Raw genomic sequence first — 13,518 nt, forward strand, 5'->3', positions numbered from 1 at the left:
GTAACAAGTGTTACGGTTATTTTTATGTAAAAAGGTCTAATCATCCATTATGTGGAATTTACTAGTAATAAAACGAAATGGAGTTGTTTTACAATGACTTTATTTATTTTTGCCATTAGTATGCTAGGAATACTTATCGTAGGTATTATGACAATTATTGGACTGGTGAAGCGAAACGGAAAAGGAAAGAGAAATGGGCTTACTTTACTAGCATTCGTCATCCTTTTAATCTTTAGTGTAACCGTTCTAGATAATGGAGAAACAACAATGACCTCAACAACAGAGCCAGCGAAAGAAGTAGATGCAGAAAAGGAAAAAGCTGCTGAAGAGGAAGCGAAGAAAGCAGAGGAAGAAGCCGCTGCTGCTAAAGCTGCTGAAGAGGAAGCGAAGAAAGCAGAGGAAGAAGCCGCTGCTACTAAAGCTGCTGAAGAGGAAGCGAAGAAAGCGGAGGAAGAAGCCGCTGCTGCTAAAGCTGCTGAGGAGGAAGCGAAGAAAGCGGAGGAAGAAGCCGCTGCTGCTAAAGCTGCTGAGGAGGAAGCGAAGAAAGCAGAGGAAGAGGAAGCAAAAAAGAAAGCGGAAGCAGAGGCAAAGAAAGAGGCTGAGGAAAAGAAAAGTGAGCCTACTTTGGCACAACAAAACGCGATTTCGCATGCTGAGAGCTATTTAAATTATACGGCGTTTAGCAAAAAGGGACTTATCGAACAATTAGTATTTGAAGGGTACAGTCAAGGAGATGCATCGTTTGCCGTTGATAGTATTGAAGTCGATTGGAACGCCCAAGCCGTCCAGAAAGCGAAAGACTATCTCGATTACACGTCATTCTCTAGAAGCGGGTTAATCGACCAATTAATGTTTGAAGGGTTTACTCAAGAGCAGGCAACTCATGCAGTTAATGAGATAGGACTTTAATACAGTTCAAAAAAAGTAGGTTCTTTTAGAGCTTAAAAGAAGTTTTCTATATAGCAGTCTCTCTGTTCTGTAAGAAAGAATTAAAACAGGAGCCTATGTGGGCTCCTGTTTTTGTTTTCGCTTCTATCACCATCAATCAAACTCTCGACTAACCTTATCATGGTAAAAGCTAACTGCTTCTCTTAATTTCGAATTCTCTTCTTCAAGTCTTGCAATTCGTTCTCTATTTTCTTTTACTTTTTCTTTATAGATGTGGATCGTGAAGATAAGACCTAAGACTATTATGTATGCTAGGAAGTCCTTCATGCTGAGGGCGTTCGAATACAAGAAGATCACCTCTTCCGTAAAAAGAGTTACACGAATTGCAGCCATAGTTCTACTTGCTTGGCTGCTTCAGGATCAATAGAACGCATCGGTTCAATAAGTATCTCGGCGCGCTGACGTTTGATTTCTTTTGCAAGATGCGGGAGGTCTTCCAGCAACCCTTCTTCGATCATGTACCTGAGTGTGTTCATTCGAAAGTGCTCATTTTCTAGCGTGTTTATTTCAAAATGTTCAAGCACCATCTCAACCATGGTTTCTAGTGGATATTCTCTCATTACATTCCCTCATTTCTTGATGGAATTTTCCGGTAGATGCTGGTTTCTATGATACGCGTTCGTGACAAAAGGGACAAGGGGACAGGTACTGTGTCCCGACGGATAGATTAGTAACCGATATTTGAGGTACCCTTCTTCATTCACAAGGGAGTAAACGGTTGGTGGGACGAGGTACCTGTCCCTACTGTCCCTTGCATTACCGTGAAGGGTTTGAAATAATTGGAATAAAATACGTTGTCGATGATGCTGGGAGATTGGTAGCTTTGAAAAGAAAGAAAATGAAAAAGATACTTGTTCAAATCCTTATCGTGACAGTCACATTTTTCGTTATTAAAGGAATCATAGAGTTCACACCGATTAAAGGATACTTAGGCAACGTTACATCAAACGCTGTATTACAGTTGTACCATTTTAAAGATCCTTCAATTGAAGAAGGTAACATGGAGCTAACGTATGACAGTGAGCAAAAAGAAGTAGCGAATGAACTAGCTGAGGAAATCGAAGGGTTTCAGGAGTTAGGTGCTACCTGGTTTGGTGAGAGCGATCTGCCTCAGTTAGAAGTCATACTCATAAAACAGGGCAAGCTTCCTCATCCTATATTACTGCACCGCAATGGGCTTTATCTTCCACATAGCAACATCATCCTCATTAACGGGGGGTTATCTCCTGAGGAAAGGGTACACGCCCTTTCGCATGAATATGCTCATTACTATTTGATGAACAGCATAGATAAAGAGATGGAAATTACTGATCTACCAGACTGGTTTCACGAAGGAGTATCCGAAGCTTTCGCGCACCGGTTCGCTCCGCTTCCATTCTATGAAGCGATTGGGAGCTGGGATGTTGTGCCTGTTGCAGAAATGGACATGAAAGGTCCAGGAGCCAGCGAGCGATATGTGATGGCGCAATTTATCGTGGAGAAACTATTAGAAGACCACGGTGAGCAAGTCGTTGCTAAACTTATTGCTGAGGGGCAAGGGTCGTTTGAGGGAAGGTTTATGGAAATTACGAAGCAATCTCTATCTGATGTTCATAAGCTGCTAATTAGAAATGAAGAAATTTATGAAGAAACACCAGCGAAATTAGCTGAAGGATATGATCGTAACCAGCTCAAGAAAGAGTTACTCGAGTTTGAGGAAACGAAAGGTCCATATTACTTTGAAGCGCCGTTCATCTATTCGACCCTCGAGACGATCTATACCGATGAACAAAATTGGGAAGCTGCGATTACGGTTGGACTGAAGAGGCTGATTTATGTACCAGCTTCATACAGTGATTGGCAAATACTCTCTGAATATGCTTCTAACATGGGGGATACTGATTTAGCGATCGAGTATGGAGAACGCGGATTAGCACTGACCGATTCAAGAAGTCGAGCTACTGTTGAAAAGTGGTTAGAAGAGCTGGAGAGTCGATCGTAAAGAAGGTCTAACGAAAATGTTTAAAAGGATTGATAGCGTGAACCGTACCTACATAATAGGAGTTAGTTTAGCAGGGTTAGTCGCCCTGTCCATTTCGTTTCTTATCCTGACGTCAAACTATTTTCATAGTAAAGAGATCAGTTTGCTAACGTCTAGGTGCTATGAGATCGATGGGGAAGTAAGCTTAGAGATTCATAATGACTTTACGAAAAGTTACTCGTTTGAGTGTAAACGGTAGCCATCTGTGAATGAACCTTTCGTACGGCACAAAAAATCCCACCCTCAAGCCGAGAGTGGGATTTTTAATGGTTGATGGGACGAGGTACCTGTCCCTACGTCCCGCTGGTCACTTCCCGCCTCACAAGAAACGGAACAAGCATCGGAATAAACAGAATAAGAATAAGCAGTCGAATAACCTGCATAGCAGCGACGACGCTTCCGTCGAGGTCTAGCGATGCGGCGACGGATGCCATCTGCGGTGCCCCTGCTGGTACGATCGCGAGTAGGCTCGTGATGAAGTCGAGCGGTGTCATGAGATAGAACACAAACGTCACGACGAACGTAAGAAAGAAAAAGGATGCGAGGATCCAGAGACTTGTCCATCCGATCTGTTTGATATCGGAAAGAGACTTACGGTCGAACCGAACGCCGATGATAACACCAAGCATCGCCATCCCAAGTCCAACACCAAGGTTCGGCATGGGTGGGAGTGGCTGGACGAACGAATGAAAGATAAAGGAGAGAACGATCGCGTAGAGAAAGGGTGCGATCGGAATTCGCCATTTCTTTGCCAGAATGAGCGTCACCACTATGAGAAGGAAATAAAAGAGCATAGCGAGCCACATGGGTGCCGCCCCTTCTACAGCTTTACTTAAGCCGCTCGATTCCACTTCCTTCGTTTTCAAATATGGAGTCATAAATCCAGCGACGATTGGGATCGTTGCAACGAGCATCATGATTCGCACTGTTTGAAAGGCTGCGACCATGCCCATGTTTGCTTTGTACTCTCGACTGAGTGCCATCATGACGGAAGCCCCTGCAGGAAGACAGCAGAAGAGAGCCGTCTTCGCATCGAGATTCGAATAACGACCGAGCACTTTACCCAGAATCCAGCTCGCTACAAGCAGGATGACAAGGGAAACGGCTAGCGGAAGCAGATAGCTTGCGACCTCTGTAAACATGGATACTTTTATACTTATTCCAATACTGACGCCGATCACAGCGAGTGATAGGTCGAATAGAAGGTTCGGGTAGGACATCTCATCGATCATGAGGCGGTAGTACACGCCGACAAGCATCGCACCGAGTAACCACCCCGCTGGAATGCTCATCAAGTCGAATAAGAATCCTACGCCAAACGCTATCATCAATAATAAGAGTTTTATCATATAGGAGCACCTTCAGTTAATGAGAGTTCTTTTATAGCACACAGCTTATTTAAAACAGTTTAGCACAGCACCTGTATACAATTCATGAATGAGGGTTTGGGACATGGGGACAGGCCCCGTGTCCCTCTTCATAAGGAGTAACCGCTCATGTTGATGATTGGTGTGGGACGAGGGACCTGTCCCTATGTCCCGCATAGGCACATTCCCTAGCACGCTGAATAGCATAGTTTTAGAAACTGTGAAGGGAATGAGTTGGATGTCCTATGATTCAGGTTCGTTCAGCGAAGATCGAGCTTCAAAAGGAATAGGAAAAATAAAGATTCAAGATTATGGACCGAAGCCGTTCGTGGTGGATATCAATGAAGCAACGTTAAAAAATAACACGTTCCGTACAGCACTATGGACGGGAGATTATTTTCAAATCACGTTGATGAGTATTGGAGTAGGGGAAGACATCGGACTAGAAATGCACCCGGATGTAGACCAGTTTCTGCGAGTGGAACAGGGACAGGGACTTGTTCGAATGGGGATGAATAAACATCAGCTGCCGTTTGAAGTACCTGTTTTCGATGATTTTGCGATCGTCATTCCAGCAGGCACGTGGCACAATGTGATCAATACAGGAAAAGATGCGCTCAAGCTTTATTCCATCTACGCACCTCCAAACCATCCGTTCGGTACGGTTCATCGAACAAAAGCCGAAGCGATCGAAATGGAAGAGGGGTATGGGCACGACCACGGGTAAAAGGATGTAACACACGAGTCCCCCTATACATCGTATAGGGGGACCATTTTATATCATAATTTAAGGGGGGAAGGAGTTTGGGGGGACTCCTTGGTTCATACATTATCACAGGTTTTAGCGATTCTAGCGATTATGTGAGAACTTTGACATTTGATACGTTAACGTAAAAAAGATTGGGACAGGTCGCGTGTCCCTATGGATAGATTAGTAAGCGATGTTTGGACTACCATTCTTCATTAGCAAAGCATGTTGATGAGTGATGGGACGAGGTACCTGTCCCTATGTCCCTTGGGCTGTATAATAAACGACGGACAAGCGGTAAGGTACAACAGCGAAATGACCCGCCTGATTTGATGATTTCTGAAAAATCGACTGTGATGACGTGAAAGCCTTTTGAACGAAGAATCGCATTCAATCGCTCGTTTTGAGGAAGGCTCACGATATGATCGTTTCCGATGGAGAGCACGTTTGGCCCCATCTTGAACTGCTCCTCTTTTTTCACTTCGATGAGTGATTGAAAGCGAGCGGAGATTTTCTTCAATCCTTCTTTTGTAAAAGCTTCACGGTACACGAGCGCAGTATCTTTTGAAACGATATTAAAGACACAATCAAGGTGAAGAATGTCTTCCGTCAGTTTAATCGCTTCGATACGATACGTTGGCAGTCTTCGCTGTAACTCATCGATCGCACCTTTCGTCGTACGCCCGCTTACACCGATCCAGATCGTCGAACCATCGACAACGACATCGCCGCCTTCGATTGATCCTGGTAGTCCTTCTTGAAAATCGATTCCTTGATCGCTGAGCCAAGTTTTCAATATGTTTGTTTCAGAGCGGCGTACTCGCTCATTCATCGTTCCGACGAACAGCTCATCGTTGATCGTGAACCCGATGTCTCTCGTGAACACTTGTTCAGGAAGGTGAGGATCGCTCGGAAGTTCGCTTACGTTTACGCCGTTTTCTTTTAAGGTCGAGACGAAGTTCTCATGCTGCTTCAGTGCGAGCGGCACGTTGATGTTGCTTTTTTCATAGTGTTTCTGCGTTTCATTTATGATTTCAGTAATCTTCATAAATGAGGGCTTCACAACAAGCACATGGTTTAGTGCATCGTATTCTGTAGCGCATCGCACGTTTTTGTTGGCTGTTATTGTATTCATCTCATAAACCTCCATCTCACATTTAGTCCCCTATTCCCCTAGTAAATATCTGTAAAACCTATCGAATGGGATTCACTAGAACGATAGAATAGGAGATTTTTGATGATGGAGAATGTTGGATTCCCTTTTGTTGCAAACAGGGTTTAATTTCGAAATCGTTTTCTCTTATAATAGAGGTAGGCCTTACATCATTCGTAACTGATTTTGAAAGGGGTTACATCATCGTGAACACGAAATACTTAGATCTGCTAGCTCAGAAGTATGATAGTGAAGAAAAAGTCGTAACAGAAATCATCAACCTGAAGGCGATTTTAAATCTGCCGAAGGGGACAGAGCACTTTGTGAGTGATTTACATGGGGAGTACCAAGCCTTTCAACATGTGTTACGAAACGGATCGGGGAAAGTGAAGGAGAAAATCTCCGACCTTTTTAAAGAGGAACTATCTGAGGAAGAATTAAATGAGTTCGCTACCCTCGTTTATTATCCTGAAGAAAAAATCAAGCTCATCAAGAATTCGTTCGATAACGATAAAGAGCTGAACGAGTGGTATAACGATACGATTCAGAGAATGTTCAAGCTGATTTCTTATGCTTCTTCAAAATATACGCGTTCGAAGCTGCGAAAAGCGCTGCCCGCACAGTTCGTGTATGTGATTGAAGAATTGCTTTATAAATCGGACGATGCGAATAAGGAACCGTACTACCAGAAGATCCTTCAACAGGTGATCTCGCTCGGTCAGGCGGACAAGCTCATCATCGGGCTATCTTACACGACCCAAAGACTTGTCGTCGATCACCTTCATGTCGTTGGCGATATCTATGACCGTGGACCGGAGCCTGATAAGATCATGGAGACGCTCATCAACTACCATTCTGTTGACATTCAGTGGGGAAATCACGACGTCCTCTGGGTCGGGGCGTTTGCAGGCTCGAAGGTTTGTCTCGCGAACATCATCCGAATTTGTGCGCGATACAACAACCTTGAAATCATCGAGGACGCGTATGGTATCAACCTTCGTCCGCTCTTGAACCTTGCGGAGAAGTACTATGGTGACAACCCGGTATTCAGACCGAAAGTCGACAAAGACGATAAAACGTCAGAAGATGAGCTGCTGCAAATCACGAAGATTCACCAGGCGATCGCCATGATTCAGTTTAAGCTCGAAAGCCCGATTATCAAAAGACGACCGAACTTTAACATGTCTGAGCGCCTTTTGCTTGAGAAGATTGATCATGAGAACAGTACCATCACGATTCATGGGAAAACGTACGACCTTGAAAATACGTGTTTTAATACGATCGATCCTGAACAGCCGGAGAAACTTTTAGAGGAAGAACAAGAAGTAATGGACAAGCTTCTCTTCTCTGTTCAGCATTCTGAAAAGCTTGCGCGACACATGAAGTTTCTTATGAAAAAAGGAAGCCTTTATTTAAAATACAACGGCAACCTTCTGATCCACGGGTGTATTCCGCTTGATGAAGAAGGAAACATGGAGAGCATGGTGATCGAAGGAGAATCGTACGCCGGGCGTGATTTGCTCGATGTATTTGAACGATATCTCCGTGAAGCATACGCGCACCCTGAGAAAACGGATGACCTCGCAACAGACATGGTGTGGTATTTATGGACAGGCGAGTATTCCTCGCTGTTTGGAAAACGTGAGATGACGACGTTCGAGCGTTACTTTATTCAAGATAAAAAATCTCATAAAGAGAAGAAAAACCCTTACTACTATTTACGAGAAGAAGAAGAAACGTGCCGAAAGCTTCTCGCTGAATTCGACCTGAATCCTGATCAAGGCCACATCATCAACGGGCATACGCCGGTAAAAGAAATCGAAGGGGAAAATCCGGTAAAGGCGAACGGGAAGATGGTCGTGATCGACGGAGGCTTCTCGAAAGCGTATCAATCGACCACCGGAATCGCTGGATACACGTTACTTTATAACTCCTTCGGCATGCAGCTCGTCGCGCATAAGCATTTTAATTCAAAAGAAGAAGTCCTCCTAAACGGGGCGGATGTATTGTCCGTTAGGAGACTAGTCGATAAAGAGCTTGAGCGGAAGAAGGTTCTTGAAACGAACGTTGGAGAAGCGTTGCTGCAGGAGCTTCAGATTTTAAATAGTTTAATGGAATACAGATATATTGATTAAACAGAACCCGCAGAATCCTCTGCGGGTTTTCTTCGCCAATAGGCCTAAATTTTCTGAAGCAGTAGGAATGCGATTCCCTTATCAAGAAGATAGTAAGGCGAGACTTTACAGAGATTCTAGCGCATCCAGAACGGTCTTACTTTTGGTAGAAAAAAGGAGAGATGTTGTGGAACACTTTGCTGTTTTTCGTACGCCTCAGACGATCCTTTATGGGAGGAAGTCTTTCCAACAAGTTGGCGTACAAGCTGCCTTAAAAGGACGGAAAGCGCTCATCGTAACGGACGAGGTTATGCTGAAACTCGGATATGTGGATGAATGTCAGGAGCTGCTTAAGAAGGAAGGGATCGAGAGCGAAACGTATACGGGCGTGGAATCTGAGCCGACAGATCTCTATGTGAGTGAATCTCTTGAAAAACTGAAGAACACCGCATGTGACCTCGTTCTTTCAATCGGTGGAGGGAGCTGTATCGATACGGCAAAAGCGATCGCGGTTCTTGCGACAAACGGAGGATACATAGGGGATTACAGAGCCAATCGCACATCTGCCAAGAAAGCGCCGCTAGCGCATATTGCGATCCCAACGACAGCAGGAACAGGATCAGAAGCAACGGACGTCACGGTCATCACGAACACGTCGGATGATGTGAAAATGATGATGAAGCAACCGGCGTTCATGCCGGACGTTGCGATCGTGGATCCGCTTTTAACCGTATCGTCCCCAGCGCACGTAACTGCTGCAACGGGCGTCGATGCACTTAGTCATGCGATTGAAGCGTATCTTTCAAAGCGTGCGCATCCGATGACGGATACGATCGCACTTTCGGCTATGAAGCTGCTTGTCGAAAACATCGTCACCGCCTACCGTGATGGAAAAAATCTTGATGCTCGTGAAGCGATGAGTCTCGGGGCACTCCAAGCTGGAATGGCATTTACGAATGCGTCCGTCTGCCTCGTGCACGGGATGTCTCGTCCGATCGGAGCGCTTTTTCATGTGCCGCACGGCTATTCGAACGCGATGCTGCTTCCGGCCGTGCTTGAATTCAGCAAAGACCTTTGTACAGAAAGACTGGCTGATCTTGGTCGTATTTTTAAGCCTGATGGAGCACATCTATCAGACAGCGAAGCAGCTGATATCGCCGTAAAATCTGTGAAAGAGCTCTGTTCGACGCTTGAGATTCCGAACTTGAAAGAGTGGGGGATCGATGAAGCGGCGTTTAAAAAGGCGATTCCAAAGATGGCGATGGATGCGCTTGATAGCGGCAGTCCTCAAAATAACCCGCGCCTGCCTTCTCAAGAAGAGTTAGAAAATCTGTATACGATGTGCTATGACTATCGATTAGAAAAAATAACGCGCTAAAACGAAGGGAGATCGAAACATGACGACGACAGCGACAAACGTACTAAAGAACTATATAGACGGTGAATGGGTAGATGCAAAAACGGATCAGTTCCAGCCTGTTCCAAACCCCGCGACTGGTGAAGAGATTGCTCAAGTTCCAATCTCAACGAAAGCTGACGTAGAGTGGGCCGTTCAGGTAGCGAAGGACGCCTACAAGTCGTGGAGTCAAGTTCCTGTTCCAAAACGAGCGCGTATTCTTTTTAAATACCAGCAGCTTCTCGTCGATCACTGGGATGAGCTAGCGAAATTGATCACAGAAGAAAATGGGAAGAGCTATAAAGAAGCGTATGGCGAAGTTCAGCGAGGCATCGAGTGCGTTGAGTTCGCAGCTGGCGCGCCGAGTTTGATGATGGGAAAACAGCTTCCTGATATCGCGACGAACCTCGAATCGGGGATGTATCGCTACCCAGTCGGAGTAGTTGGGGGCATCACGCCGTTCAACTTCCCGATGATGGTGCCATGCTGGATGTTCCCACTCGCGATCGCGATGGGGAATACGTTCGTCCTGAAGCCTTCTGAACGCACGCCGCTACTCGCGAACCGACTCGCGGAGCTTTTTAAAGAAGCTGGGTTACCTGATGGTGTCCTGAACATCGTTCACGGTGCACATGATGTTGTGAACGGTCTTCTTGAGCATAAAGACGTGCCGGCCATTTCCTTTGTAGGATCTCAGCCAGTTGCGGAGTATGTGTATAAGACGGCATCTTCTCACGGTAAACGTGTCCAGGCACTCGCGGGTGCGAAAAACCATTCCATCGTGATGCCTGATGCGGATCTTGATAGCGCGGTAAAAGAAATCATCGCAGCGTCTTACGGCTCAGCAGGTGAGCGCTGTATGGCGTGCTCCGTCGTTGTTGCTGTGGATGACGTGGCAGACACACTCATTCAGAAGCTGAATGAAAAAGCGGACGAGATCAAGATCGGGAATGGACTTGAAGACGACGTGTTCCTCGGTCCAGTCATACGACAAGAACATAAACAGAGAACGGAAAGCTACATCGAGCACGGTGAGAAGGAAGGCGCAACACTCGTGCGCGACGGTCGAAAAGATGAAGCGTATCATGATGGCGGCTACTTTATCGGACCGACGATTTTCGATAACGTGACATCTTCTATGAAAATTTGGAAAGATGAAATCTTTGCGCCAGTGCTTTCAATCGTGCGCGTGAAGAGTCTTGAAGACGCGATCGCACTAACGAATGAATCAGACTTCGGAAACGGTGCATGTCTCTTTACTCAGAACGGTAGCAATGTTCGCACGTTCCGTGAGAAGATTGAAGTCGGCATGCTTGGTGTAAACATCGGCGTACCTGCACCGATGGCGTTCTTCCCGTTCTCTGGATGGAAGAATTCCTTCTACGGAGATCTTCATGCGAACGGGTCTGACGGGGTAGAGTTTTATACGAGACGTAAAATGCTAACAGCTAGATGGTAAGGGTTTAAAAAAGAACGGTGTAGAGGAGCAAACGCTTCTCTACACTTTTTATCGGGATGGGGGAGACAGCAGATGGATTTTAATCTTAAAGAAGCGATCGGGATGCTTGAACGAACGCCAAAAACGTTGGAGAGCTTTCTTTCTGGATTATCAGAAGGATGGTTAACGTGCAATGAAGGGGAAGGCACGTGGAGCACGTCGCAAGTGATCGATCATTTGATCGAGTGTGAGAAAACGAACTGGATTCCGAGGTTACGGACGATTGTGGAAAGTGAAAATAAAGATTTTCCTCCTTTCGATCGTGATGCTCACTTAAGTAAGGCATCGGATAGCTCGATCGATCAAAAGCTCGCAGCGTTTAAACGACTTAGAGCACAAAACGTTCTGATCGTGATCGGCCTGATTAAATCCGACGCACAGTTTGAACTAACAGGAAACCATCCTGCATTTGGTGAAGTAAAGCTAAGAGAACTGCTTTCCACCTGGGTCGTACACGATTTAACGCATATTTCGCAAATCGTGCGCGTGATGGCAGAACGCTATCGTGAAGATGTTGGTCCGTGGGAAGCGTATTTAGGTGTGTTGAAGAAAGACTAGACCATCATTGAACAACGAAAGGATGAAAAGAAAATGCAATCCAATAAAGAAAAAGCAGTATTGTTACTAGAACACGTTGTGGCAGGCGAGGTCAGAGTCGCGTTCGATAAGTACATAGCAGAGGACTTTATCCATCATAATCCGTATTTTAAAGGTGATCGCGAATCATTGATGGCTGCGATGGAAGAGAATGATGAAGCAGCACCAGATAAAGTGTTTGACGTGAAGCATGCGATTGAGGACGGAGACGTCGTTGCCGTTCATTCACATATTAAACAACACCCTGAAGACCTCGGTGCCGCTGTTGTTCATCTCTTCCGTTTTCAAGATGGTCGTGTTGTAGAAGCATGGGATATCGGTCAAGCAGTGCCAGAGGATTCTCCAAACGAAAATGGTGCTTTCTAGACCGTCAAAAAAAGGAGTGTGTTAAGCATGGATGCACAAACGGTCATGCATGAATTAGAAGCTCTTGGGAAAGAGCGTACAAAGAAAATGTACATCTCAAGCGGTGCGCACGAGCCTGTTTTTGGTGTGGCTACTGGGCAAATGAAACCCATTGCGAAAAAGATTAAGCAAGATCAAGAGCTTGCTGAGCAGCTTTATGCGACTGGGAACTACGATGCGATGTATTTTGCAGGAATTATCGCTGAACCAAAAGCGATGACGGAATCAGATTTTGAGCGATGGATCGACGATGCGTATTTTTATATGATTTCTGACTATGTTGTGGCCGTCACGTTAGCGGAAACAGATATTGCGCAACAGGTGAGCGACAAATGGATCGCGAGTGGGGAAGACCTGAAGATGTCTGCCGGCTGGAGTTGCTACTGCTGGCTGCTTGGAAATCGGAAGGATGAGGAGTTCAATACGGAAAAGCTTTCAAAGATGCTCGATCAAGCAGCAGAAGCCATTCATGACGCGCCAGAACGGACAAAGGCATCGATGAACAATTTTATTTCGACAGTAGGGATCTCCTATGTTCCACTCCACGAGAAGGCGGTCGAGGTCGCAAAGACCGTTGGACCGGTTGAGATGAAGCGTGACAAGAAAAAGAGCAGCATCTTGAACGCTTCTGAAACGATTCAAAAGGAAGTCGACCGTGGGAAGATTGGGTTTAAGCGAAAATATGTAAGGTGTTAATACGATACGCTGCGAGGTGGGATACACATGGAAAAGCTCGATGCGGTGAAAGTAAAGGGTGTAGAAGAAATCGGTGAAAAGAAGCTGGTCGGTTTTCGGGTTGTGTGCGGAGATATGGCGGGATATGCAGAAGAGATTCCAAATGCATCGCAGTTACTCGTTCGTCGAAAAAATGAGATCAAGCATCTCGTTCAACCGGTGAAGCTCATCGGTGCCTTTAAGGCGGGTGAGGTTTCAGTAGAAGAAGATGGCTATTGGGTTTGTTTTGAAGTAGAGGAGCATGAAGACATACCGGAAGACATGGTTTCGCTTACTGTTCCGAAAGAAAAACGTGCTGTTCTAACGTTTAAAGGGCATGCATCTGACATTTTCAACGTGTATTCGCATTTGCATGAATGGATCGATGAGAATGGTTATAAAAGAGTTCCACAAAAATGGACGCTGGAACTGTATTCAAAGTGGACGGAAGATGAAGATATTGTTGATCTTTGTGATCCGGTTGAGTAAGAAGAAGAGTCTGGCTTATAGTCAGGCTCTTTGTTTTTAGGATGGAAAGTCTTACTATTTGTGAAACAC

At 45.4% G+C, this 13,518-nt stretch carries 14 protein-coding genes; 10 read left to right on the top strand and 4 right to left on the bottom strand.

Features of this window, described 5'->3' with window-relative positions; translation table 11 throughout:
- Window positions 1-93 precede the first annotated feature (93 nt).
- Complete coding sequence (locus ACXAHI_RS14455) at window positions 94-909, top strand: Ltp family lipoprotein (protein WP_474848964.1); 816 nt, start codon at window positions 94-96, stop codon at window positions 907-909.
- A 132-nt stretch (window positions 910-1,041) separates the two neighbouring features.
- On the opposite strand, the gene ACXAHI_RS14460 is transcribed toward ACXAHI_RS14455, so the two are convergent.
- Together ACXAHI_RS14460 and ACXAHI_RS14465 are read right to left on the bottom strand one after the other, a co-directional pair.
- Complete coding sequence (locus tag ACXAHI_RS14460; protein ID WP_474848966.1) at window positions 1,042-1,281, bottom strand: hypothetical protein; 240 nt, start codon at window positions 1,279-1,281, stop codon at window positions 1,042-1,044.
- A complete protein-coding gene (locus ACXAHI_RS14465) occupies window positions 1,263-1,508 on the bottom strand; it encodes a hypothetical protein (RefSeq protein WP_474848968.1) in 246 nt (81 codons plus the stop codon). Before ACXAHI_RS14465 ends, ACXAHI_RS14460 begins: the two co-directional genes overlap by 19 nt.
- Window positions 1,509-1,771: 263 nt before the next feature.
- Between ACXAHI_RS14465 and ACXAHI_RS14470 the strand changes: the two genes are divergently transcribed.
- Complete coding sequence (locus tag ACXAHI_RS14470; RefSeq protein ID WP_474848970.1) at window positions 1,772-2,929, top strand: tetratricopeptide repeat protein; 1,158 nt, start codon at window positions 1,772-1,774, stop codon at window positions 2,927-2,929.
- 332 nt (window positions 2,930-3,261) lie between these two features.
- On the opposite strand, the gene ACXAHI_RS14475 is transcribed toward ACXAHI_RS14470, so the two are convergent.
- A complete protein-coding gene (locus ACXAHI_RS14475; protein ID WP_474848972.1) occupies window positions 3,262-4,317 on the bottom strand; it encodes an AbrB family transcriptional regulator in 1,056 nt (351 codons plus the stop codon).
- A 247-nt stretch (window positions 4,318-4,564) separates the two neighbouring features.
- Here ACXAHI_RS14475 and ACXAHI_RS14480 point away from each other — a divergent pair, with 247 nt between their 5' ends.
- Window positions 4,565-5,062 (top strand): cupin domain-containing protein, encoded by a 498-nt coding sequence (locus ACXAHI_RS14480; RefSeq protein ID WP_474848974.1) that lies wholly within the window; start codon window positions 4,565-4,567, stop codon window positions 5,060-5,062.
- 223 nt (window positions 5,063-5,285) lie between these two features.
- On the opposite strand, the gene ACXAHI_RS14485 is transcribed toward ACXAHI_RS14480, so the two are convergent.
- Window positions 5,286-6,218 carry a dimethylarginine dimethylaminohydrolase family protein gene (locus ACXAHI_RS14485; RefSeq protein WP_474848976.1) on the bottom strand — a complete coding sequence of 311 codons (933 nt, stop codon included), beginning with the start codon at window positions 6,216-6,218 and terminating at the stop codon, window positions 5,286-5,288.
- A 224-nt stretch (window positions 6,219-6,442) separates the two neighbouring features.
- Here ACXAHI_RS14485 and fbp point away from each other — a divergent pair, with 224 nt between their 5' ends.
- The 7 genes from fbp to ACXAHI_RS14520 all read left to right on the top strand — a co-directional run bounded on the left by fbp (window position 6,443) and on the right by ACXAHI_RS14520 (window position 13,449).
- The gene (gene fbp / locus ACXAHI_RS14490) at window positions 6,443-8,371 is read left to right on the top strand and encodes a fructose-1,6-bisphosphatase (protein ID WP_474848978.1); all 1,929 of its coding nucleotides are present in this window, start codon (window positions 6,443-6,445) and stop codon (window positions 8,369-8,371) included.
- 166 nt (window positions 8,372-8,537) lie between these two features.
- On the top strand, window positions 8,538-9,728 hold the full coding sequence (locus ACXAHI_RS14495) for an iron-containing alcohol dehydrogenase (RefSeq protein WP_474848980.1): 1,191 nt from the start codon (window positions 8,538-8,540) through the stop codon (window positions 9,726-9,728).
- Between the two features lie 19 nt (window positions 9,729-9,747).
- Complete coding sequence (locus tag ACXAHI_RS14500) at window positions 9,748-11,205, top strand: CoA-acylating methylmalonate-semialdehyde dehydrogenase (RefSeq protein ID WP_474848982.1); 1,458 nt, start codon at window positions 9,748-9,750, stop codon at window positions 11,203-11,205.
- Between the two features lie 72 nt (window positions 11,206-11,277).
- Window positions 11,278-11,802, top strand: coding sequence for a DinB family protein (locus ACXAHI_RS14505; RefSeq protein ID WP_474848984.1), 525 nt, complete (start codon window positions 11,278-11,280; stop codon window positions 11,800-11,802).
- A 33-nt stretch (window positions 11,803-11,835) separates the two neighbouring features.
- Entirely contained in the window at window positions 11,836-12,207 is a 372-nt protein-coding gene (locus ACXAHI_RS14510; RefSeq protein ID WP_474848986.1) for a nuclear transport factor 2 family protein, read from the top strand.
- A 27-nt stretch (window positions 12,208-12,234) separates the two neighbouring features.
- Window positions 12,235-12,942, top strand: a complete 708-nt coding sequence (locus ACXAHI_RS14515; protein WP_474848988.1) for a DNA alkylation repair protein — start codon at window positions 12,235-12,237, stop codon at window positions 12,940-12,942.
- A gap of 27 nt (window positions 12,943-12,969) precedes the next feature.
- Complete coding sequence (locus ACXAHI_RS14520) at window positions 12,970-13,449, top strand: GyrI-like domain-containing protein (RefSeq protein WP_474848990.1); 480 nt, start codon at window positions 12,970-12,972, stop codon at window positions 13,447-13,449.
- Window positions 13,450-13,518 lie beyond the last annotated feature (69 nt).

It is taken from the genome of Anaerobacillus sp. ABD4_527 (assembly GCF_056160805.1).

Bases quoted from the DNA above. Each gene is read 5' to 3' on its own strand.
- ACXAHI_RS14485 (WP_474848976.1), bottom strand. From the start codon at position 6,218: ATGAATACAATAACAGCCAACAAAAACGTGCGATGCGCTACAGAATAC.
- ACXAHI_RS14475 (WP_474848972.1), bottom strand. From the start codon at position 4,317: ATGATAAAACTCTTATTATTGATGATAGCGTTTGGCGTAGGATTCTTA.
- ACXAHI_RS14455 (WP_474848964.1), top strand. From the start codon at position 94: ATGACTTTATTTATTTTTGCCATTAGTATGCTAGGAATACTTATCGTA.
- ACXAHI_RS14460 (WP_474848966.1), bottom strand. From the start codon at position 1,281: ATGGCTGCAATTCGTGTAACTCTTTTTACGGAAGAGGTGATCTTCTTG.
- ACXAHI_RS14465 (WP_474848968.1), bottom strand. From the start codon at position 1,508: ATGAGAGAATATCCACTAGAAACCATGGTTGAGATGGTGCTTGAACAT.
- ACXAHI_RS14510 (WP_474848986.1), top strand. From the start codon at position 11,836: ATGCAATCCAATAAAGAAAAAGCAGTATTGTTACTAGAACACGTTGTG.
- ACXAHI_RS14520 (WP_474848990.1), top strand. From the start codon at position 12,970: ATGGAAAAGCTCGATGCGGTGAAAGTAAAGGGTGTAGAAGAAATCGGT.
- ACXAHI_RS14500 (WP_474848982.1), top strand. From the start codon at position 9,748: ATGACGACGACAGCGACAAACGTACTAAAGAACTATATAGACGGTGAA.
- ACXAHI_RS14515 (WP_474848988.1), top strand. From the start codon at position 12,235: ATGGATGCACAAACGGTCATGCATGAATTAGAAGCTCTTGGGAAAGAG.
- ACXAHI_RS14505 (WP_474848984.1), top strand. From the start codon at position 11,278: ATGGATTTTAATCTTAAAGAAGCGATCGGGATGCTTGAACGAACGCCA.
- ACXAHI_RS14480 (WP_474848974.1), top strand. From the start codon at position 4,565: ATGAGTTGGATGTCCTATGATTCAGGTTCGTTCAGCGAAGATCGAGCT.